The sequence below is a fragment of the Crossiella sp. NPDC003009 genome, assembly GCF_053591555.1.
Genome location: NZ_JBSFUA010000034.1, coordinates 59570 through 78435, shown reverse-complemented (window position 1 = coordinate 78435; position 18866 = coordinate 59570). Strand labels below are relative to the sequence as shown.

19 protein-coding genes, 2 tRNA genes and 1 pseudogene are annotated in these 18866 nt (G+C 69.9%); 12 read left to right on the top strand and 10 right to left on the bottom strand.

Going from position 1 to position 18866, the window contains the following annotated elements; all coding sequences use genetic code 11:
• The first annotated feature begins 18 nt into the window (after window positions 1-18).
• From ACWDY5_RS29065 to ACWDY5_RS29040, 6 genes and pseudogenes are all read left to right on the top strand, one after another.
• Window positions 19-849: a DUF3566 domain-containing protein gene (locus tag ACWDY5_RS29065; protein WP_449725333.1), complete on the top strand. Its 831-nt coding sequence runs from the start codon at window positions 19-21 to the stop codon at window positions 847-849.
• A gap of 70 nt (window positions 850-919) precedes the next feature.
• Window positions 920-993, top strand: a tRNA-Ile gene (locus ACWDY5_RS29060).
• Between the two features lie 64 nt (window positions 994-1057).
• A pseudogene (locus ACWDY5_RS29055) lies at window positions 1058-1174 on the top strand (DLW-39 family protein); the annotation flags it as partial.
• A 66-nt stretch (window positions 1175-1240) separates the two neighbouring features.
• A tRNA-Ala gene (locus ACWDY5_RS29050) sits at window positions 1241-1313 on the top strand.
• Between the two features lie 321 nt (window positions 1314-1634).
• The gene (locus ACWDY5_RS29045) at window positions 1635-2114 is read left to right on the top strand and encodes an AMIN-like domain-containing (lipo)protein (protein WP_449725332.1); all 480 of its coding nucleotides are present in this window, start codon (window positions 1635-1637) and stop codon (window positions 2112-2114) included.
• Window positions 2115-2150: 36 nt separating this feature from the next.
• Window positions 2151-2696 carry a DUF2020 domain-containing protein gene (locus tag ACWDY5_RS29040; RefSeq protein WP_449725331.1) on the top strand — a complete coding sequence of 182 codons (546 nt, stop codon included), beginning with the start codon at window positions 2151-2153 and terminating at the stop codon, window positions 2694-2696.
• A 45-nt stretch (window positions 2697-2741) separates the two neighbouring features.
• On the opposite strand, the gene ACWDY5_RS29035 is transcribed toward ACWDY5_RS29040, so the two are convergent.
• A complete protein-coding gene (locus ACWDY5_RS29035; RefSeq protein WP_449725330.1) occupies window positions 2742-3281 on the bottom strand; it encodes a hypothetical protein in 540 nt (179 codons plus the stop codon).
• 93 nt (window positions 3282-3374) lie between these two features.
• On the opposite strand from ACWDY5_RS29035, the gene ACWDY5_RS29030 reads away from it, so the two are divergent.
• Together ACWDY5_RS29030 and ACWDY5_RS29025 are read left to right on the top strand one after the other, a co-directional pair.
• A complete protein-coding gene (locus ACWDY5_RS29030) occupies window positions 3375-3926 on the top strand; it encodes a peptidylprolyl isomerase (protein WP_252485469.1) in 552 nt (183 codons plus the stop codon).
• Between the two features lie 10 nt (window positions 3927-3936).
• The gene (locus tag ACWDY5_RS29025; protein ID WP_449725329.1) at window positions 3937-4830 is read left to right on the top strand and encodes a rhomboid family intramembrane serine protease; all 894 of its coding nucleotides are present in this window, start codon (window positions 3937-3939) and stop codon (window positions 4828-4830) included.
• Here ACWDY5_RS29025 and ACWDY5_RS29020 read toward each other — a convergent pair whose 3' ends face one another.
• The gene (locus tag ACWDY5_RS29020) at window positions 4831-5214 is read right to left on the bottom strand and encodes a PH domain-containing protein (protein ID WP_449725328.1); all 384 of its coding nucleotides are present in this window, start codon (window positions 5212-5214) and stop codon (window positions 4831-4833) included. It lies immediately after the preceding gene.
• A 322-nt stretch (window positions 5215-5536) separates the two neighbouring features.
• Entirely contained in the window at window positions 5537-5803 is a 267-nt protein-coding gene (gene crgA / locus ACWDY5_RS29015; protein WP_252485472.1) for a cell division protein CrgA, read from the bottom strand.
• 171 nt (window positions 5804-5974) lie between these two features.
• Between crgA and ACWDY5_RS29010 the strand changes: the two genes are divergently transcribed.
• The 4 genes from ACWDY5_RS29010 to ACWDY5_RS28995 all read left to right on the top strand — a co-directional run bounded on the left by ACWDY5_RS29010 (window position 5975) and on the right by ACWDY5_RS28995 (window position 9204).
• Window positions 5975-6709, top strand: coding sequence for a DUF881 domain-containing protein (locus ACWDY5_RS29010; protein WP_449725327.1), 735 nt, complete (start codon window positions 5975-5977; stop codon window positions 6707-6709).
• Between the two features lie 542 nt (window positions 6710-7251).
• A complete protein-coding gene (locus ACWDY5_RS29005) occupies window positions 7252-8358 on the top strand; it encodes a class E sortase (protein WP_449725339.1) in 1107 nt (368 codons plus the stop codon).
• Between the two features lie 16 nt (window positions 8359-8374).
• Window positions 8375-8533 carry a hypothetical protein gene (locus tag ACWDY5_RS29000; RefSeq protein ID WP_449725326.1) on the top strand — a complete coding sequence of 53 codons (159 nt, stop codon included), beginning with the start codon at window positions 8375-8377 and terminating at the stop codon, window positions 8531-8533.
• Between the two features lie 32 nt (window positions 8534-8565).
• Entirely contained in the window at window positions 8566-9204 is a 639-nt protein-coding gene (locus ACWDY5_RS28995) for an aminodeoxychorismate/anthranilate synthase component II (RefSeq protein WP_252485476.1), read from the top strand.
• 65 nt (window positions 9205-9269) lie between these two features.
• Here the strand turns inward: ACWDY5_RS28995 and pknB are convergent, their stop codons facing one another.
• The 7 genes from pknB to ACWDY5_RS28960 form a co-directional block, all read right to left on the bottom strand.
• Window positions 9270-11237 (bottom strand): Stk1 family PASTA domain-containing Ser/Thr kinase, encoded by a 1968-nt coding sequence (gene pknB / locus ACWDY5_RS28990; RefSeq protein WP_449725325.1) that lies wholly within the window; start codon window positions 11235-11237, stop codon window positions 9270-9272.
• A gap of 66 nt (window positions 11238-11303) precedes the next feature.
• Window positions 11304-12668 (bottom strand): protein kinase domain-containing protein, encoded by a 1365-nt coding sequence (locus tag ACWDY5_RS28985; protein WP_449725324.1) that lies wholly within the window; start codon window positions 12666-12668, stop codon window positions 11304-11306.
• A gap of 2 nt (window positions 12669-12670) precedes the next feature.
• The gene (locus tag ACWDY5_RS28980; protein WP_252485479.1) at window positions 12671-14137 is read right to left on the bottom strand and encodes a peptidoglycan D,D-transpeptidase FtsI family protein; all 1467 of its coding nucleotides are present in this window, start codon (window positions 14135-14137) and stop codon (window positions 12671-12673) included.
• Window positions 14134-15594 carry an FtsW/RodA/SpoVE family cell cycle protein gene (locus ACWDY5_RS28975; RefSeq protein WP_252485480.1) on the bottom strand — a complete coding sequence of 487 codons (1461 nt, stop codon included), beginning with the start codon at window positions 15592-15594 and terminating at the stop codon, window positions 14134-14136. Before ACWDY5_RS28975 ends, ACWDY5_RS28980 begins: the two co-directional genes overlap by 4 nt.
• Complete coding sequence (locus ACWDY5_RS28970) at window positions 15594-16991, bottom strand: PP2C family protein-serine/threonine phosphatase (protein ID WP_449725323.1); 1398 nt, start codon at window positions 16989-16991, stop codon at window positions 15594-15596. The genes ACWDY5_RS28975 and ACWDY5_RS28970 overlap by 1 nt, the downstream gene beginning before the upstream one ends.
• Complete coding sequence (locus ACWDY5_RS28965) at window positions 16988-17449, bottom strand: FHA domain-containing protein FhaB/FipA (protein WP_185001042.1); 462 nt, start codon at window positions 17447-17449, stop codon at window positions 16988-16990. The genes ACWDY5_RS28970 and ACWDY5_RS28965 overlap by 4 nt, the downstream gene beginning before the upstream one ends.
• Window positions 17450-17486: 37 nt before the next feature.
• Window positions 17487-18701, bottom strand: a complete 1215-nt coding sequence (locus tag ACWDY5_RS28960; protein WP_449725322.1) for a DUF3662 and FHA domain-containing protein — start codon at window positions 18699-18701, stop codon at window positions 17487-17489.
• Window positions 18702-18866 lie beyond the last annotated feature (165 nt).

Below are 18866 nucleotides of genomic sequence, written 5' to 3'. Positions count from 1 at the left end.
CGTCGGTTAGGACTGCTGATGACTTCACCGAACCAACCGGACAACCCCGCTCAGCAGGCTGACAAGCCTGCTGACGAGGCCACCGTGATCACCGAGAAACCGGACGGTGCCGTGGCGGCGGGGCAATCCGGCGAGCCCGCGCCCGCGGCGCCGCCGGCCGAGGAGTTCGCGCAGGCATCGGCCGCCCCGCCGCCGTGGCAACGGGTGACCGTCGCCAACCAGCAGAGCGCACCGCCTGCTCCCGAACCGCAGCGGGAGAGCTCGATCGACCAGCCGACGGCCGCGTTCCGGCCTGCGGCTCCGGTCGAGCACTCCCCGCCGCCGCAGCCCGATCTCGACGCACCCACGGTGTTCGGGACCGCGGCGGCCGCGCCCCAGCCGGACAACGGGCTGGGCGCGCTGGGCCGGGAGACGGTCAACTTCTCCGCAGCGGCGACCACGCCGCGCCCCGCGGTGGCCGCACCCAGCGCCCGCCGCACCGGCAGGGGCCCGCGCCGGGCCGCCCTGCAGGTCAAGCGGGTCGATCCGTGGTCGGTGCTGAAGCTCGCGCTGGTGCTGTCGGTCGCGCTTTTCTTCGTGTGGCTGGTCGCGGTCGGTGTGCTGTACGGCGTGCTCCAGGGCATGGGTGTCTGGGACTCGCTGAACAACACCTACAAGGACCTGGTGACCAACGCGGACGGCGGCGCTGAGCCGCTGATCAGCGCGGGCAGGGTGTTCGGCGTCGCCGCTGTCGTGGGCGTCGTCAACATCGTGCTGTTCACCGCGCTGGCCACGGTCAGCGCGTTCGTCTACAACGTCTCGGCCGACCTGGCAGGCGGCGTTGAGGTCACCCTCTCCGAGCGCGAGTAGAACTGCCGGATGGGGTGCCCCCCGATTTGGGCGGAGGGCACCCCGTCCGGTAATGTTCACCTCGGTTCACGGGCCTGTAGCTCAGGTGGTTAGAGCGCTTCACTGATAATGAAGAGGTCGGAGGTTCAAGTCCTCCCAGGCCCACTGCTCCTTGGGGGGGCACCCGTATCGGGCACCAACCGCGTGCCGCTTTGGGAGGCGAACGTACGTGAAGAAGCTCCTGGCACTTGCCGCTGTTGCCGGCGTCGTGCTCTTCTTTGTCAAGCGCAACCGTTCGGCGAAGGCCGAGGCGGACCTGTGGCGTGAGGCCACTGCTCCGACCGAGGGCTGAGTCGAACCGAAGGGCAAGGCGTGGCCGTCCAGGTACCGGCGGCCTCGCCAGTTGTCCTACGGGGACGTAGCTCAATTGGCAGAGCACTGCCTTTGCAAGGCAGGGGTTAGGGGTTCGATTCCCCTCGTCTCCACTCGACGATGGGGGCTCCCTGCTCGCGGAGAGCGCTCGCTGGATCGTCTCGTAAGCACACTGGGGGCACGGCCCCCAGACCCCGTCCGGAGGGCTCTGCCCCCGGACCCCCGCTCGCGTGGTAGGCGGCACCGAACTCTTGGTGTCGCCTTCTTTGCGTCTTAGGGTTTGGGTTCGCCTCTGGGGAGTCGCTGGGGCGGTCGCTCTGGGGCGCCTATTCCTTCCTTGTTTGTGTTCCACCGTTTGCTTGGCAACCTGGTGGGTTGGTTTTGCGTCTGGGAGTCGTCAGGGATCGACGATCTTCGCAGGGGTGTGTTTAGCGATGTCTGTTTTCCGCCGGTTGGCGGTCGTTGTTGTCTCGTTGTTCGCGGTGGTGGGGGTGATGGCTCCGGCGGCTTCGGCTGCGGTGGTGGGGCCGCCGCAGGTGAAGTTCCGGGCTGGTAGCCACGACGGGTATGACCGGGTGGTATTTGAGTTCGTGGGGGCCAAGGCTCCTGGGTCTGTGCTGTTCCAGCAGTTGGACGGGGAGCGGCCTTACTGGGGGCAGAGCGATCTTCGGGTGACCGAGCTGTGGGGGAAGCGGTTCCTCAAGCTGGCCCTGCCCTCGCCTGCTGGGGCTGAGCCCTATGTCGAGGTGATCGGGGAGAGAGTGGTCAACCACTCACTGCCGTTGGTGCGTGGGGTTGTGGTGAACGATCCTGGGCATGGCGGCAGCATGGAGGTCTCGGTGGGGCTGGCTCGGGACGCGGCCTACTCGGTCCGGCACCAGGGACACCTGGTGATCATCGACTTCAAGCGCTGACGCGGTGACGCGGAGGGCTCTAGGGTGGGCCGCGTTATGAGACGACCACTGCTGCTCGTGCTGCCCGCGCTCTTGGCGCTCTCCGCTTGTGGGGGCGCTCCGCAGGATTCGGCTCCGCCCCAGACCTCGGTGCCGCCTGCTCAGGAGACCACCTCGGCCGGGCCCGCCCAGCCGCCTGCGGTGCCGGTGCCCGCCACCGACGGTCCCTGTCCCTACCTGGACAAGGAGGAGGTGCGGGCGGCCAACGGGCAAGGCGTGGGCAAGGTCCGGATCTCCGAAGGAAAACCGAACCCGGCCTGCTTCTTCTACCGCGCCGACAACAAGTCGGTGCAGGCCATGGTGTGGATCTACAGCGGATCCGCCGAGGGGGCCAAGGCGGTGGTGGACGCCCAGGCTCCGGTCGCCGGGTCCTCGCCTGCCGACCTGCCCGGTGGCTGGAAGGGCGGGTCGAAGAAGACCGACAGCGGCGCGGTGTTCGCGGTGGCCAAGGGCGAGTACGCGATCGTGGTCACCACGAACCAGGACCGCACCATCGCGGCCAAGCGGATCGCCACCGTGGCGGCGGGCAACCTGAAGCTGTGAACGGCGAGAGGGGCCGGGCGAACCCGGCCCCTCTTCGCGTCCGGCTCACTTCTGGCGCGCGGTCTCCGGGCGGTGCCCGTTGTCGGAGGGGCTGCCCGCCGGGCGCTCCTCGCGGTCGCGCTCCTCGTCCTCGACCACCGGCTTGACCTCCTGCGGTCGCCGGGCGAGCACCACCGCGGCCACCGCACCCGCGGCGCCGAGCAGCAGCACCGCGAACGGCCACTTGCGGCGCTTCGGCTTCGGGTCCAGCCGGGCGGCCAGGCGCTTCTTGGCCTTGCGGCCACGACGGCCGAGGTCCTTCTGCGCCTGCTTGGTCGCCTTGGCCAGTTCCTTGCGCGCCTTGCGGCCACGCTTGCCGAGCTCCTGGCTGAACTCCTCGGCCGTGCCGGCGACGCTGTGCGCCAGCTGCTGTGGCGTGAGCCCGCGCTTGGCCAGCTTCTTCTCCGCGCGCCGGCTCGCCCGCTTGGTGGCCTTGAGCCCTTCCGCGCTTGCCTGCTCGGCTCGCTTGCGCACCACGTGGATGCCGGTGCCCAACGCGCGCCCGACTTGCTCTCCGGCTCTGGCCAGGGTCCTTACCTCGTCCATGCCTGCCTCCCGAGCGTGACGACGGCCTCGTCAACGCGTTACCCCATCCTGCCCCTTCTCACACGATCTCGCCGTGGATGGCACCATGGGTCGGTGGCTGACAGCACTGAATCGCTCGTTGGGGCGACCGTGACCGCGACCCTGCACACCTCAGAAGGCGAGGTCAGGATCAAGCTGTTCCCGGACTACGCGCCCAAGACGGTGAAGAACTTCGTCGGGCTTGCCGAGGGCAGCAAGCCTTACACCACCGAGAACGCCGCCGGGGAACGCTCCGGCCCGTTCTACGACGGTTCGGTGTTCCACCGGGTCATCGCCGGGTTCATGATCCAGGGCGGCGACCCGACCGGCACCGGCCGCGGCGGCCCTGGCTACACCTTCGCCGACGAGTTCAACTCCGAGCTGCGCTTCGACCGGCCGTACCTGCTGGCCATGGCCAACGCCGGTCCCGGCACCAACGGCTCCCAGTTCTTCATCACCATGGGCCCGACCCCGCACCTGAACATGAAGCACACCATCTTCGGCGAGGTCGCCGACCAGGCCTCCCGCGCCGTGGTGGACACCATCGGGCAGGCCGAGACCGACCGGATGGACCGGCCGATCAAGGAGGTCGTCATCGAGCGCGTGACGGTCTCGGTCGAGCGCTGAGCCGGCGGCGATGACCCCTCCGCACACGCTGCCCAGGTGCACGCGGCACCAGGACAAGGAGACCGGGCTCAGCTGCACCCGCTGCGGCAAGCCCTACTGCTACGAGTGCCTCAGCGACGCGCCGGTCGGCAAGCAGTGCGTGGACTGCGTGGCCGAGGGCAAGCGGACCCAGCGCCGGGGCACCAACCTGGTCGGCAACGAGGACGAGCAGATTCGCCCGATCGTGACCCCGGTGCTGATCGTGCTGAACGTCGCGCTCTTCGTGCTCACCGCGGTGCAGGCCGGCGGGGTGAACGACCTGCGGGAGTCCTGGGTCTACGACAACGGCTCGATGTGGCAGGTCGCGGTCGCCGGGGACCAGTGGTGGCGGCTGCTGACCAGTGAGTTCCTGCACGTGGCGCCGTGGCACCTCGCGGTCAACATGTTCTCGCTGTGGATGCTCGGCCAGGAGCTGGAGCCGCTGTTCGGGCGGATCCGGTTCGCGGTGCTCTACCTGCTGTCCGGGATCGGCGCCTCGGTAGCGATCTTCCTGTTCTCCGACAGCGCGGTCGGCGCCTCCGGCGCGATCTTCGGCCTGCTCGGCGCGGTGGTGATCGTGTTCATCCGGCGGCGGCAGAACCTGCAGCCGCTGGCCATGGTGTTCGGGCTGAACGTGGTGTTCGGCCTGTTCATCGGCAACGTGTCCTGGGTCGGCCACGGTGGCGGCCTGGTCACCGGCGCGCTGATCGCGGCCGGGCTGATCTACGTGCCGGTGGCGACCAGGAAGCTGTGGCAGACCATCAACGTGGTGGCGATCACGCTGGCCCTGGCCGGGCTGGCGATCTTCCAGTACTACGAGCTGCCCAGGTTCGAGTGCAGCCCGCCCGGCGCGCGCACCACCTGCGTGCCGGCCGAGCAGAACTAGTCAGGCGGGGCCGCGCAGTTCGGTGAGCTGCGCGGCCACGTCCTCGGGGTCCGCGCCCAGGTCGAGCCTGCCGAGCACGAACAGGCGCTCCGCCTCGCCCTGGGTGGTCTCGATCTCCAGCACCGCGACCCTGCGGCCCAGCCGCTGGGTGTGCACGAGCCTGGTGCCGACCTCGGCCCACGGCCACTGCTGGGTCCGGAACAGGCCACGCAGGGTCAACCCCATCGGGCTGGCGACCAGCCTCGGCCGGGCGACGGTGCCGAACAGCGCGGCGAAGCCCAGGACCAGGGCGGTGATCGCGGCGATCACCCGGCCTGCCGGATCGGTGGTGATGGTCAGCCAGACCGCGGCGAGCGCGGCGAAGGTCCAGCCGACGGCTACCAAAGCGGGGTTCGCTGACCAGGCAATTTGCCGACTCTGGCCCGTTGACCAGGGCATCTGCTCGTTCACCCGTCCAGCTTGCCCGGTTGAGGGCGTTCCGTCTGCCCCGTTGCGCCCAGCGGTACAACCACATCATGTTGTGTGCCCCTGGGGCCGGGGACCGGCTATGGGGTGCCTGTGGAAAAAGTTATCCACAGGAGTTGTCCCCACTGGGGATGACTTACATCCGTGTGGTTCAGTGACCCTCCGCCAAACGGGGGGTGAACACGGCACGGCCCGGACGTGTGGTTCGCCCGGGCCGCGATACGTACCGTGTTTGCGCTGGTCAGCGCCAGCGCATGGTCATCAGCAGACCAGTGATCATCAGTGCGAAACCGACCGCGAAGTTCCACGAGCCGAGGTCGGCCATGAACTGGATGTCCTGGCCCGCGAGGTAGTACACGACCAGCCAGGCCAGCCCGAGCAGCATCACCAGCAGCATCACCGTGATGTAGATCGGGTGTGAGGGCCCCTTGGCCTTCAGCTTGACCGGCGTGCGCCGGTCCGGCGGCGGCGTGTAGACGTCCTTCTTGCGGACCTTGGACTTCGGCATTCTGTCCTCGCCTGACGTTGGATCCGATGGCTGTGTCTGTTCGCGGAGCGCGTTCGGCACAGCGAAAACGAAACTCCGGCCCGACGAACACGTTAACGTAGCCGAAGAGAGCAGAGGAGAGGCAACTTGCCCCTGCTTACCCCACCTTTGGCGTAGGAGAGGATGTCAGGCGTGCGGAGGCTCAACGGCTGGCGGGTGGCCGCGCCGGTGATGTGCCTGGTCGCGGGCCTGATCTTCGCGGTCAGCCACAACGTGGCCGATGGCCACGACCTGCGCGGCGGCCGCAACACCGAGCTGCACGGCCTGGTCCGCGACGCCGAGGGCCGGGTGCACGAGGCCGAAGCCGCCCTCGGCCGCCTGCGCACCGACCTGGAGGCCCTGGAACGCGGCGCGGCAGGTTCCGACCAGCGGGTGGAGAAGGTCCGCGGCACCGCGGCGAGCCTGGCGAACCCGGCAGGCCTGAACCCGCTGCGCGGCCCCGGCCTGGTGGTGACCATCAGCGACGCGCCAAGGGGCCCGGACGGCCGGTATCCCGCCGATGTCCCGGTGGACGCGCTCGTGGTGCACCAGAAGGACCTGCAGAGCCTGCTCAACGCGCTGTGGGCCGGTGGCGCGGAGGCGGTGGCGGTGGCGGACCAGCGACTGGTCAGCACCTCGGCGGTCCGCTGCATCGGCAACACCCTGCTGCTGCACGGCCGCACCTACTCCCCGCCGTATGTGATCAGCGCCATCGGCGACCCAGACAAGCTGAACTCCGCTTTGGACGCCGCGGACGGCGTGCGAATCTTCCGGCAGTACGCCCAGAGCTACGGACTCGGCTACCGGGTCCAGCGGCCCGACGTGGTGCGCGTGCCGGGCTACGGCGGTGCGTTACGACTGGACAAGGCACAGGAGGTGCCCCGATGACCGACCCCCGCACTCCGCAGCCGGAGGACGGCACCGAGGCCACCCAGGAGATCCACCAGCGGCAGGCCAGGGCGCAGCAGCCCCCGCCGCCGCAGGAGCAGTGGTGGTCCGAGCCCGGCGCCGAGCAGCGCCCCGCCCCGCCGAGGCCGGCGCCCCGCCGCGGGGAACCGCCCCAGGTGTGGACCCCGCCGGAGGAGGCCCCGCCGCCCCGGCCGGAGCCGCCGCGCGCGGACTTCCCGCATGGCGCGCGCCCCCAGGGGCAGCCGCACCACGACATCCGCCCGCCGCACGTGCCGGGCGAGCCGCCGTTCGACCCGCGTCCGCCCCGGGCCCACGGCGAGGGTCCGTACGACCCGCAGCCCCGTGATGCCCGGCCGCCGTTCGAGCCAGAGCCGCCCCGTGACCCCCGCGTCCAGGGCGAGCCGCCGTTCGCTCCGCCGCCCGGCGATCCGCGTGCGCCGGCCGAGCCGCCGCGCCGTGCTGAGCCGCCGCGGGAGCAGTGGGCCGCCGGTGAAGCCCCGGTCGAGCCGCCCCGGCCGCCGATGCCCCCTCGTGGCCAGCGTCCGCCCGTGCCGCCGGGTCCGCCGCCCTCGGCCACCGAGCAGACGCAGCTCATCCCGCCGATCCGGTCCGACGTGCCGCCGCTGGCGCCGGAGGAGCTCACCGTGCCGATTCCGCGCATTCCCGCGCGGCCGCGGCTGGACGAGCAGGAGACCGAGCTCATTCCGCGGATCGACGACTACGACCAGTACCAGGACCTCGACGAGCCGGAACCCGAGCCCGAACCGGAGACCCCGGCCGGGGCGGTCGAGGTGCCGGAGCCGCGGCGGGAGACCGGGCGGGTGGTGGTGCGGACCTTCGGTGAGTTGCTGATCACCGCGGGGCTGGTGGTGCTGCTGTTCGTGGTCTACGAGGTCTACGTGACCGACTGGCTCTCCGCGGGCAAGCAGGCCAACGCGACCTCCGCGATGGACGACCGGTGGAAGAACCCCAGCGTGGTCAACAACAACGAGCCGCAGCGGACCAACCAGTTCGAGGTCGGCGACGGCGAGGGCTTCGCCAAGGTCTACATCCCGGCGTTCGGGCCGGACTACGTCTACACCGTGCTGGAAGGCACCACCGACCAGATCCTCGAGGTCGGGCCCGGTCACTACAAGGGCACCGCCTACCCAGGGCAGCCGGGCAACTTCGCGGTCGCCGGGCACCGGGTGGGCAAGGGCGCGCCGTTCAACGACATCGACCTGCTGGAGTCCTGCGACGCGATCCTGGTGGAGACCCAGACCGACTGGTTCGTCTACCGGATGCTGCCCAAGACCGACGAGGTCAAGGACTGGGCCAAGGGCAAGGGCGCGGACGGCAAGTGCAAGGGGGTCGCGCCGCAGGGCAAGGGCGGCAAGGACGACCCGTACGCCAAGACCGTCGGCCAGGAGATCGTGCGGCCGGAGCAGGGCGAGGTCATCGCGCCGGTGCCGTGGCGGGCGAACAACGCCGTGCCCAAGGACAAGCAGGCCAAGCTGATCACGCTCACCACCTGCCACCCCCGGTTCTCCGCGCGGCAGCGGCTCATCGTGCACGGCGTCCTGGTCCGCACCCAGCCGAAGGACCCGAAGGATCCCAAGGCCGTGCCAGCCGAGTTCCAGACCGGCTGAAAGGTACGGTTGGCTCGTGTACAGCTGGATCTGGCGGCACCTGCCAGGGCCGCTGCCGCTGCGGATGCTGCTGGCGGCGGTCCTGATCCTGGGCGTGGCCGCACTGCTGCTGTTCGTGGTGTTCCCGTGGATCGAGCCGATGCTGCCGTTCAACCAGGTCACCACCGGTCAGTGATTCGCCCTCGACACGCGCCGTAAGCTGGCCTGGTGCGGGTACTCGTCGTCGACAACTACGACAGCTTCGTCTACAACCTGGTCCAGTACCTGGCCCAGCTGGGGGCCGAGTGCGTCGTGCGACGCAACGACTCGGTCGAGCTGGCCGAGGTGGACTCGGTGGACGGCGTGCTGCTCAGTCCAGGACCGGGCACCCCTGAGCGGGCCGGTCGCACCATCGAGGTCATCCGGCGCTGCGCCGAGCTGGCCAAGCCCGCGCTCGGCGTGTGCCTCGGCCACCAGGCCATGGGCGTGGCCTGGGGCGCGACCGTGGACCGGGCGCCGGAGCTGCTGCACGGCAAGACCAGCCAGGTGCACCACAACGGCACCGGCGTGCTCGCCGGGCTGCCCGACCCGTTCACCGCGACCCGCTACCACTCGCTGACCGTGCTGGCCGAGACCGTGCCTGCCGAGTTCGAGGTCACCGGGCGCACCGAGTCCGGCGTGGTGATGGCCATGCGGCACCGTGAGCTGCCCATCCACGGCGTGCAGTTCCACCCCGAGTCGGTGCTCACCGACGGCGGCCACCGGATGCTGGCCAACTGGCTGGCCATCGCCGGGCACCCGGTGCCGGAGCCCACCGTCGCCGCCCTGGAGAAGGGCATGCGCGAGCTGGCCGCCGCGGCCCGCTGAACCCCAGCTGACGCAAGAAGGCCCGGCTCCCGCGAAGGGGAGCCGGGCCTTGTCGCTGGTACCGCTCAGCCGCCGGTCTTGGGTGTGGTGCTGGTCGGCGGGGTGCCACCGCCGCCGATCCGGGTGACCACCTGGATCTGGATCGTCTGGGTCTTGGTCACCCCGTCGCCTGCCACCGGCTTGGAGTCGGTGATCTTGCCGAACTCGCTGAGGCTGCCGCTCACCTCGGCCTTGCTGAAGCTGCCGGTCCAGCCGAACTCCTGCAGCTTCGAGCGGGCCTCGGTCTCGGTCATGCCCTCGATGTTGGGCATGGTGAACTGGTCGTTCTTGGAGATGGTCAGCGTCACCGTGGTGCCGGGCCGAACCGAGCTGCCGCCGCTCGGGGTCTGCGCGATCACCTCGTCCTTCGGCTTGGCCGAGCTGGTCTCCTTGGTCTCCACCTTCAGGCCGAGGCTCTCCAGGTTGTTGCGCGCGGCGTTCACCGACTGGCCGATCACGTTGAGCACGGTGACCTTGTCCTGCGCCCTGCCGACCGTGATGGTGACCAGCGAGTCCTTGGCCGCCTTGGTGTTGGCCGAGGGGTTCTGCGACTGGACCTTGCCGACCTGCTTGTTGTCGTCGACCGGTTCCTCGTTCTTGTTCGCGCTGAGCTTGAGCCCGGCCTGGGTGAGCAACCGCTCGGCCTCGTCGGCGGTCTTGCCCTTGAGGTCGGGGACGGTGACCTCCTCCGGGCCCGCGCCGATGGTCAGCGTGATCTCCGCGTCCTTCGCGGCCTGCTGGCCCTCGCCGGGCGACACCGAGATCACCTTGTCCAGCTGGTCCGGCGTGGAGGCAACCCGCTTGGCGCTGGGCACCTTGCTGAACCCGGCGTTGGCGATGTCCTGCCTGGCCACCTCGGCGGTCTTGCCGACCACCCTCGGGATGCTCAGCGTGTCGCTGGTCCCGTTGGAGTTGGTGCCGAAGAGGTTGCCCAGCAGGAAGGCGAGCAGGATCAGCAGCGCGACACCGAGCGCGACCGCGACCGCGATGAACGCGGTGCGCCGCCGCTTGGCCTTGCGCTCCTCCTCCTCCTCGTCATCGTCGTCGGACAGCGCCTCGGGCCGGTGCTTGCCCTGCATCACCTGGGTGGCGCCGCCGGAACCGACGATCTGGGTGCGCTCGTCCTCCGACATCACCATCGGCGCCAGCGGCCGCTGCCCGGAGAGCACCCGCACCAGGTCGCCGCGCATCTCGCCGGCGGACTGGTAGCGGTTGGCCGGGTTCTTGCTCATCGCCTTGAGCACGATGGCGTCCAGCACCGCGGGCACCTGCGGGTTGACCTGCGACGGCGACTTCGGGTCCTCGCGCACGTGCTGGTAGGCCACGGCGACCGGGGAGTCACCGGTGAACGGCGGCTCGCCGGTCATCAGCTCGAAGAGCACACAGCCGGTGGCGTAGACGTCGCTGCGCGCGTCCACCGCCTCGCCGCGGGCCTGCTCCGGCGAGAGGTACTGGGCGGTTCCTATCACCGCGGCGGTCTGGGTGACCGCGGCCTGGCCGTCGTGCACGGCGCGGGCGATGCCGAAGTCCATCACCTTCACGGCGCCGGACTTGGTGATCATCACGTTGGCCGGCTTCACGTCCCGGTGCACGATGCCGTGCCGGTGGCTGAAGTCCAGCGCCGCGCAGACGTCGGCCATGACCTCCATGGCGCGCCGGGCGGGCAGCGGGCCCTCGGTCTTGACGATGTCGCGCAGGGTCTTGCCGTCGACGAACTCCATCACGATGTACGGCAGCGGGCCGTACTCGGTCTGCGTCTCGCCGGTGTCGTACACGGCGACGATCGCGGGATGGTTCAGGGAGGCGGCGTTCTGCGCTTCCCGGCGGAAGCGCAGCTGGAACTGCGGGTCGCGGGCGAGATCGGCGCGCAGCACCTTGACCGCCACGTCGCGACCCAGACGAACGTCCCGGCCCTTGTGGACCTCGGACATACCGCCATAGCCGAGCGTCTCGCCCAGCTCGTAGCGGTTGGAGAGCAGTCGCGGAGTGCTCATCGGTGCCTTGTCCCGCTCCTCGTCGACGGTGGTCTGTTCATGTCTCTCAGCTGCCGTGTCCGCACGTCAACCGTCCTCGTGCGGCGCGCAGCGCAGGGTCACGCTCGACCCCGCGGACAGCTCCCCGGCCGGGGTCACCTCGGTGACCGCGCACCGCGCCAGGTCGGCTGGCCGGTGGCCATCCTGCGTCTGCACATCGGTGTGCAGGCCGGATTTCATGAGCCGGTCGGCCGCCTCCGAAGCCGCCCGCCCCACGTACTCCATCGGATCCACGCGCACCGTCGACGCCGGGGTGGTCTTCTGCGTGCCACCGGTCCGGTCACCGTCGTCGGCGCGCATGAGCACGCTGAGTCCCCATGCTCCCAAAACAAGTGCCGCCACGACGAATATGACGACCACCAGCCACAGTGCGGTTCGACGCGGGCGCACATTCACCGGGTGGCGCCCCAGCACGGGCGGGGCGAACTGCCCGGTCCCGTGGCCCAGCGCGGGAATTCCCGGTGAGGACATCGGCGTGATGGGCCCGCCAGGACCCATCGGCAGCGGGCCGACCGGCGGCGGTGCCATGGCCAGGCCGGAGGGCATCGGCAGCGGGCGGCCGGACCGCACCGCGGCCACCGCGACCGCGAACTCGCCGCCGCTGCGGTACCGCTGCCTCGGGTCCTTGATCAGGGTCGCCTCGATCAGCGCGCGCGGGCCGGGCGGCACGTCCGGCGGCAGCGGCGGGGCCAGGTCCCTGATGTGCATCATGGCCACGGTGACCGAGTTGTCCGACAGGAACGGCCGGTGCCCGGCCAGGCACTCGTAACCCACCACGGCCAGCGAGTACACGTCGCTGGCCGGTTCCGCCTCCGCGCCCAGCGCCTGTTCCGGCGCGATGTAGTGCGCGGTGCCCATCACCATGCCGGAGCGGGTGACCGGCGCGGCGTGCGCGGCCTTGGCGATGCCGAAGTCGGTGAGCTTCACCTTGCCGTGCGGGGTGACCAGGATGTTGCCGGGCTTGACGTCCCGGTGCACCAGCCCGCGCTCGTGCGCGGCCTGCAACGCGTGCCCCGCCTGCTCCAGCACGTCCATGGTGCGGTCGGCGTTGATCCGGCCCTGCCCGGCGATGATCGCGGCCAGCGGTTCGCCCTCGACCAGCTCCATAACCAGGTAAGCGGTGTCCTGTGGGCCATCGGGCACCGCGGCCGTCTCGCCGTAGTCGTGCACCGCGGCGATGTTCGGGTGGTTCAGCGAGGCGGTCATCCTGGCCTCGGTGCGGAACCGGTGCAGGAACTCCGCGTCCCCGGTCAGCTCCGGCTTGAGCACCTTGATCGCCACCCGCCGGTCCAGCCGGGTGTCGGCGGCCTCCCACACCTCGCCCATGCCGCCCACCGCGATCCGCCTGGCCAGGCGGTAGCGGTCGGCGAGCAGCTGGCCGGAGGTGAGCATGCTCAGCCACCTCCAAGGAAGGCGCCGATGACGCCCCGCCCGATCGGCGCGGCCACGGTGCCGCCAGTGGCGTCCAGGCCCCGGTCGCCGCCGCTCTCCACGATCACCGCGACCGCGATCTTCGGGTCCTCGGCGGGCGCGAACGCGGTGTACCAGGCGTGCGGGTTGTTCTCCTTGGGGTTCTTGCCGTGCTCGGCGGTGCCGGTCTTGGAGGCGATGGTGACGCCGGAGATCTTCCCGCCGCCGGCGGTGTTCTGCTCCGACTTGATCATCATTTCCTTGAGCGTGGCCGCGGTCGCCGCGGACATCGCGGTGCCTGCGCGCACCGGGTCGTTCTCCTGCAGCACGGTGACATCGCGCAGGATCTGGCTCACCAGCTGCGGTTCCATCCGCACCCCGCCGTTGGCCACGGTGGCGGTGACCACCGCGTCCTGCAACGGGGTCAGCCGGACGTCGCGCTGGCCGATGCCGCTCTGGCCGAGCGCCGCCTTGTCCGGGATGTCGCCGAGGGAGGAGGCGGCCACGTTGATCGGCACCTTCTGCCCTTGCTCGCCGATGCCGAACTTCTCCGCCTGCTGGCGCAGCTTGGTCTCGCCCAGCTGGATCGCCAGGTCCACGAACGCGGTGTTGCAGGAGCGGGCCAGCGCCTCGATCAGCGGCGCGGTCTCCCCGCCGCCGCAGCGGTTGCCGTTGAAGTTCTCCAGCTGGTTCGTGGTGCCGGGCAGGGTGATGGTGGGCGCCGCGGTCAGCGGGCTGTCCTTGGTGAACCCGTTCTCCAGCGCGGCCGCGGTGGTGACCAGCTTGAAGGTCGAGCCGGGCGGGTAGGTCTCGGCCACGGCCCGGTTCAGCGCGGGCTTCTTCGGGTCCTTGTTCAGCTCGCCCCAGGCCTTCTGCTGCGCCTCGGTGTCGTGCGCGGAGAGCTGGTTCGGGTCGAAGGACGGGGTGGAGACCATGGCCAGGATCCGGCCGGTCTTCGGGTCCAGCGCCACCACGGCGCCGGTGAACTTCTTGTCCGTCATCGCCTTGTAGGCGTACTGCTGGACCTTGGGCACGATCGAGGTCTGCACGCTGCCGCCGCGCGGGTCCCGGCCGGTGATCAGGTCGGAGAGCCTGCGGCCGAACAGCAGCGGGTCCTCGCCGTTGAGCACCGTGTCCTGCGCCTTCTCCAGCCCGGTTGCGCCGTAGCTGGAGGAGTAGTAGCCGGTGACCGGTGCGTACAGCGGTCCCTCGGTGTACTTGCGCAGGTACTTCAGCCGCCCGTTGGTGGTCTCCACGGTGGCCATCAGCTGACCGCCCGCCGCGCTGATCTGGCCGCGCTGCCGGGAGTACTCCTCCAGCAGCACCCTGCTGTTGCGCGGGTCCCTGCGGTAGGTGTCGGCCTTGATCACCTGGATGTAGGTGCCGTTGGCCAGCAACAGCAGGACCATCACCATGACGGCGAGCGCCACCCGGCGCAGTGGTGCGTTCATGAGGGCCGCTCCACGAGCACGGTGTGCGCCTCCGCAATCGGCGCCTGCGGCACCACCGGTTTGCTCTGCACAGCGGGTCTGCGCGCGCCGTCGGAAATCCGCAGCAGCAGCGCGACCAGCGCGTAGTTGGCCACCAGTGACGATCCGCCAAGGGACAGGAAGGGTGCGGTCAGACCGGTCAGCGGGATCAGCTTGGTGACGCCGCCGACCACGATGAACACCTGCAGTCCGACCGCGAAGGACAGGCCGCCGGCCAGCAGCTTGCCGAAGGTGTCGCGCACCGCCAGCGCGCTGCGCATGCCGCGCATCACCAGCAGCGTGTAGAGCATCAGCAGGGCGGCCAGGCCGACGAAGCCGAGCTCCTCGCCGATCGCGGCGACGATGAAGTCGCTCTTGGCCAGCGGCACCAGCTCCGGCCGTCCGGCGCCAAGACCGGTGCCGCCGATACCGCCGGTGCCCAGCCCGAACAGCGCCTGGCCGAGCTGGCGGCCCTTGTTGAAGAAGTCCGCGAACGGGTCCAGCCAGGTGGTCACCCGGACCTGGACGTGGTCGAAGATCTGGTAGGCGATCAGGCAGCCGCCGATGAAGAAGGTCATGCCCAGCACCAGCCAGGCGACCCGCTCGGTGGCCACGTAGAGCATCACCAGCACGATGCCGAAGAACAGCAGCGAGGTGCCGAGGTCCTTCTCCAGCACCAGCACGCCGAGCGAGGCGAACCAGGCGAACAGCATCGGCATCAGGTCGCGGGCGCGGGGCAGCTCCATGCCGAGCACCTTGCGGCCTGCCGCCATGAACAGGTCCCGCTTGGAGACCAGGAACGCGGCGAAGAACACCATCAGCAGGATCTTGGCGAACTCACCGGGCTGGATGGAGAACACGCCGGGTATGCGCAGCCAGATCTTCGCGCCGTTGATCTCCGGCGCGATGATGTTCGGCAGGATGCCCGGCAGCGCCAGCGCGACCAGGCCGACCAGGCCCGCGGTGTAGCCGTACTTGGACAGCGTGCGGTGGTCCTTGATCAGCACCAGCACCGCGACGAAGAGCGCCAGCGCGATCGTGGTCCACATGATCTGCTTGGGCACGTCCGCGGTGAACACCTTGCCCAGCAGCTCGGCCCGCTCGGCTTCGGCCAGGTCGATCCGGTGGATCATGACCAGGCCGAGCCCGTTGAGCAGCGCCACGCACGGCAGGATCAGCGGATCGGCGTAGGGCGCCCAGATCCGCACCGCCACGTGCGCCACCCCGAACAGGCCGAGGTAGGCCGCGCCGTAGTAGAACAGGGCGTTGGTCAGCTCCTGCTCCTGGTTGATCTCCACCAGCACCAGCGCGCCGGTGACCAGCAGCGCGGCGAAGGCGAGCAACATCAACTCGGTGCCGCGCCTGGTCGGTGTCGGTGGCGGCTGAGCTGGCGGCCCCCCGGGCAGCGGTCCGGTGGTCGTCGCGGCCGACTCAGCCATCAACGCACCGTCCGGCAGTCCACCCCGGGCTTGGGCGTCGGCGAGTTCAGCGACGTCGCATCCGTGGTCTGGGGCACGTTCGGGTCGGTGGTCGGCGCCGCGCTGCTGGTGGTGGTCGGCTGACCGCCCGCGCCGGGCGTGCCCGGTGGCGCCGACGGGCAGGGCGGCAGCACCTGGGCGGTGCGCAGCCTGCGGATCGCGTTGCGCGCGCCCTCAAGCCCGTCCAGTCCGGTGATCCCGTTGGTGACCAGGTCCTTGCCCGACTGGCTCAGGTCCGAGACCAGGATCGGGTCCAGGTCGCAGCTGACGTCCGGGGGACAGGAGCCCTCGACCTTCCGCTGGAGCTTGATGCCGAGCACGCTGCCCTGCACTCCTTGGAAGATCACCACCTGGCGGTCGTCGTCCAGGCCGACATAGTACTGCTGGAGCACCCAGTACCTGGTGAAGAAACCGGCCGCGCCGAGCACCACCAGCACCAGCAGCACCAGCAACATGCTGCGCAGCCAGCGCCTGCCCCGTGGCGGGTCCGGCGGTGGCGTGGTCGGGTCCGGTCGCTGCGGCTGCTGTTGCTGCCAGCCGGGGTTCAGCGCGCCGGCGCGAGAGGCAGGGGAGTCCGGCGGTGGCGGATCGGCGCTGCCATCGCCCGCGGCGCCGCCCACGATCGGGGCGTTCTCCCCGAAGTCGACGTCCACCACATCGGCGACGATCACCGTCACGTTGTCCGGCCCGCCGCCCTTGAGCGCCAGCTCGATCAGCCGGTCGGCGCAGGTGCGTGGATCGGGGATGGCCAGGGCTTCGGCCAGCGTCTCCGCCGACACCACCCCGGAGAGCCCGTCCGAGCACAGCATGTACCGGTCGCCGTTGCGGGCTTCCCTGATCGCCAGGCTCGGCTCCACCTCGTGCCCGGTCAGCGCCTTGAGCAGCAGCGACCGTTGCGGGTGGGTGAGCGCCTCGTCCGGAGTGATCCGGCCCTCGTCGATCAGGGACTGCACGAACGTGTCGTCGTGGGTGATCTGGGACAGGTTGCCGTCCCGCACCAGGTAGGCGCGCGAGTCGCCGATGTGCACCAGGCCCAGCCGGTGGCCGGCGAAGAGCACCGCGGTCAGCGTGGTGCCCATGCCCTCCAGGTCGGGGTCGCTGGCGACCAGTTCGGCGATCGCCGAGTTGCCCGAGAGCATGGACTCGCGCAGGTCACTGAGCAGGTCCTCCCCGGGTTCGTCGTCGTCGAGGGGGGCTAGTGCGGCGATGACGACCTTGCTGGCGACCTCGCCGGCGGCATGGCCGCCCATGCCGTCGGCGAGTGCGAGCAGTCGTGGGCCGGCGTACACGGAGTCCTGGTTGTTGGAACGCACCAGGCCCCGGTCGCTGCGGGCCGCATAACGAAGGACGAGGGTCATGAGCGCAGCTCGATCACCGTCTTACCGATACGGATCGGAACGCCGAGCGGGACCCGGGTGGGTGCCGTGACCTTCGCCCGGTCTAGATAACTGCCGTTGGTGGAGCCTAGGTCCTCCACGTACCAGTCCGTTCCTCGAAGCGAGAGTCTGGCGTGCCTCGTCGACGCGTAGTCGTCGTCGAGCACGAGGGTGGAGTCGTCGGCACGGCCGATGAGAATAGGGCGGCCGTCCAGCGCGATGCGGGTACCCGCCAGCGCGCCGTGGGTCACCACGAGTTGCCGGGCGGCCTTGTTGCCCCGCAACTGCCGCCCGCTGGTCCGTCGGGAACCTGGTAGGGCGACCCGCAGCCCGGAGGCCGCGTAGAGATCAGAGCGAACGACACGGAGCGCAGCCAGCACGAACAACCAGAGCAGGGCGAGAAACCCTGCTCTGGTCAGCTGCATCACAAGTTCTGGCACCTGCTGTGACCGCTCCCGCCTTGCGATGTCGTCCTGGTCAGCCCTGGGACCGGAACACCAACGTCGAGTGCCCGATCCTGATCGCGTCGCCGTCGGCGAGCTGCCAGGCCTGGGCCGGGTTGGAGTTGACCGTAGTGCCGTTGGTCGAGCCCAGGTCGGCCAGCATCGCGTTCTGGCCGTCCCAGGTGATCTCCAGGTGCCGGCGGGAAACCCCGGTGTCCGGCAGACGGAAATCGGCGTCCTGGCCACGGCCTATGACGTTGCTGCCCTGCTTGAGGCTATAGGTCCGGTTGGAGCCGTCGTCCAGCTGTAGCGTCGCGGTCAGCGTGCGCGGGCCGGTCTGCACAGCGGGCGGAGCGTATCCCTGCTGATTGGGGTCGGCGTAGCCGCCCTGCTGCGGGTAGCCCTGCTGGCCGTAACCCTGGTCGTAGCCCTGCTGGCCATAACCCGGCTGCTGCTGGGCGTAACCCTGGTCGTAACCGGGCTGCTGGGCATAGCCCTGGTCGTAACCCGGCTGCTGGGCATAGCCCGGTTGCTGCTGCTGGCCATAGCCCTGTTCGTAACCGGGCTGCTGGGCGTAACCCTGGTCATAGCCCTGCTGACCGTAGCCCTGCTGCTGGCCGTAACCCTGCTCGTAACCGGGCTGCTGCTGCTGGGCATAGCCCTGGTCGTAGCCCTGCTGCTGCCCGTACCCGCCCTGCTGCTGACCGTAGTTCGGGTCGTAGCCCTGCTGGCCGTAGCCGCCTTGCTGCTGCTGGTCGTAGCCGTACTGCCCCTGCTGCTGGGCGTAGCGGTCTCCCTCGGGGTACTGGCCGGGTGGCTGGCTCATGGGTCGGTCTCCTGCGGTGCGAGGTGGTGCCGGCCGTCGGCGCGGCGATGCGTCTGGGTCGACTGACGAGCTCGTGTGGAACTGTCCGGTGTGCAGCGTCTCAGAGCGCTCCAAGGAGACTACGACGTCACCGTATGTGTCCCACCCGTGCTCGGTCAGATGCTCTCCGACACAGTCGGCGAGCAGATCGGTGATCCGCTGCTCGTCGCCGGCTAGCCGGTCGTGGTCGGCTGGGCCGAGTGTCACGGTGTAGTGGTTGGGTGCCAGAAGGCGGCCGCCGGCAAGCTCCTTGACCTTGCGTTCGGCCTCCCTTTGCAGGGCCTGAGCCACCTCCTGGGGTACTACGTTGCCACCGAAAACACGCGCGAAAGTGTTGCCGACAAGGCCTTCGAGCTTGCGCTCGAAGCGCTGCACGAGGCTCATGTCCCACCTTCCCGCATCCGGTTCCAGTCCAGCGAGCGCCGGGCACCGAACGTGGTCGTGCGGTGCTGCAGTGTCGGCTCCGTGTCCGGTCGCTCACCCCGATCGTATCCGGGTCTGGGGGTGAGGGAGGGGGCGAGTTGTAATGCAGTCCCCTGACCGTGCTAG

Excerpts from the sequence above, each read along its gene's own strand:
- ACWDY5_RS28975 (WP_252485480.1), bottom strand. The coding sequence starts at position 15,594 with ATGGCTGAGTCGGCCGCGACGACCACCGGACCGCTGCCCGGGGGGCCG.
- ACWDY5_RS29005 (WP_449725339.1), top strand. The coding sequence starts at position 7,252 with ATGCCCCCTCGTGGCCAGCGTCCGCCCGTGCCGCCGGGTCCGCCGCCC.
- pknB (WP_449725325.1), bottom strand. The coding sequence starts at position 11,237 with ATGAGCACTCCGCGACTGCTCTCCAACCGCTACGAGCTGGGCGAGACG.
- ACWDY5_RS28985 (WP_449725324.1), bottom strand. The coding sequence starts at position 12,668 with ATGCTCACCTCCGGCCAGCTGCTCGCCGACCGCTACCGCCTGGCCAGG.
- crgA (WP_252485472.1), bottom strand. The coding sequence starts at position 5,803 with ATGCCGAAGTCCAAGGTCCGCAAGAAGGACGTCTACACGCCGCCGCCG.
- ACWDY5_RS29035 (WP_449725330.1), bottom strand. The coding sequence starts at position 3,281 with ATGGACGAGGTAAGGACCCTGGCCAGAGCCGGAGAGCAAGTCGGGCGC.
- ACWDY5_RS29045 (WP_449725332.1), top strand. The coding sequence starts at position 1,635 with ATGTCTGTTTTCCGCCGGTTGGCGGTCGTTGTTGTCTCGTTGTTCGCG.
- ACWDY5_RS29025 (WP_449725329.1), top strand. The coding sequence starts at position 3,937 with ATGACCCCTCCGCACACGCTGCCCAGGTGCACGCGGCACCAGGACAAG.
- ACWDY5_RS28970 (WP_449725323.1), bottom strand. The coding sequence starts at position 16,991 with ATGACCCTCGTCCTTCGTTATGCGGCCCGCAGCGACCGGGGCCTGGTG.
- ACWDY5_RS29065 (WP_449725333.1), top strand. The coding sequence starts at position 19 with ATGACTTCACCGAACCAACCGGACAACCCCGCTCAGCAGGCTGACAAG.
- ACWDY5_RS28980 (WP_252485479.1), bottom strand. The coding sequence starts at position 14,137 with ATGAACGCACCACTGCGCCGGGTGGCGCTCGCCGTCATGGTGATGGTC.
- ACWDY5_RS29040 (WP_449725331.1), top strand. The coding sequence starts at position 2,151 with ATGAGACGACCACTGCTGCTCGTGCTGCCCGCGCTCTTGGCGCTCTCC.
- ACWDY5_RS28960 (WP_449725322.1), bottom strand. The coding sequence starts at position 18,701 with ATGAGCCTCGTGCAGCGCTTCGAGCGCAAGCTCGAAGGCCTTGTCGGC.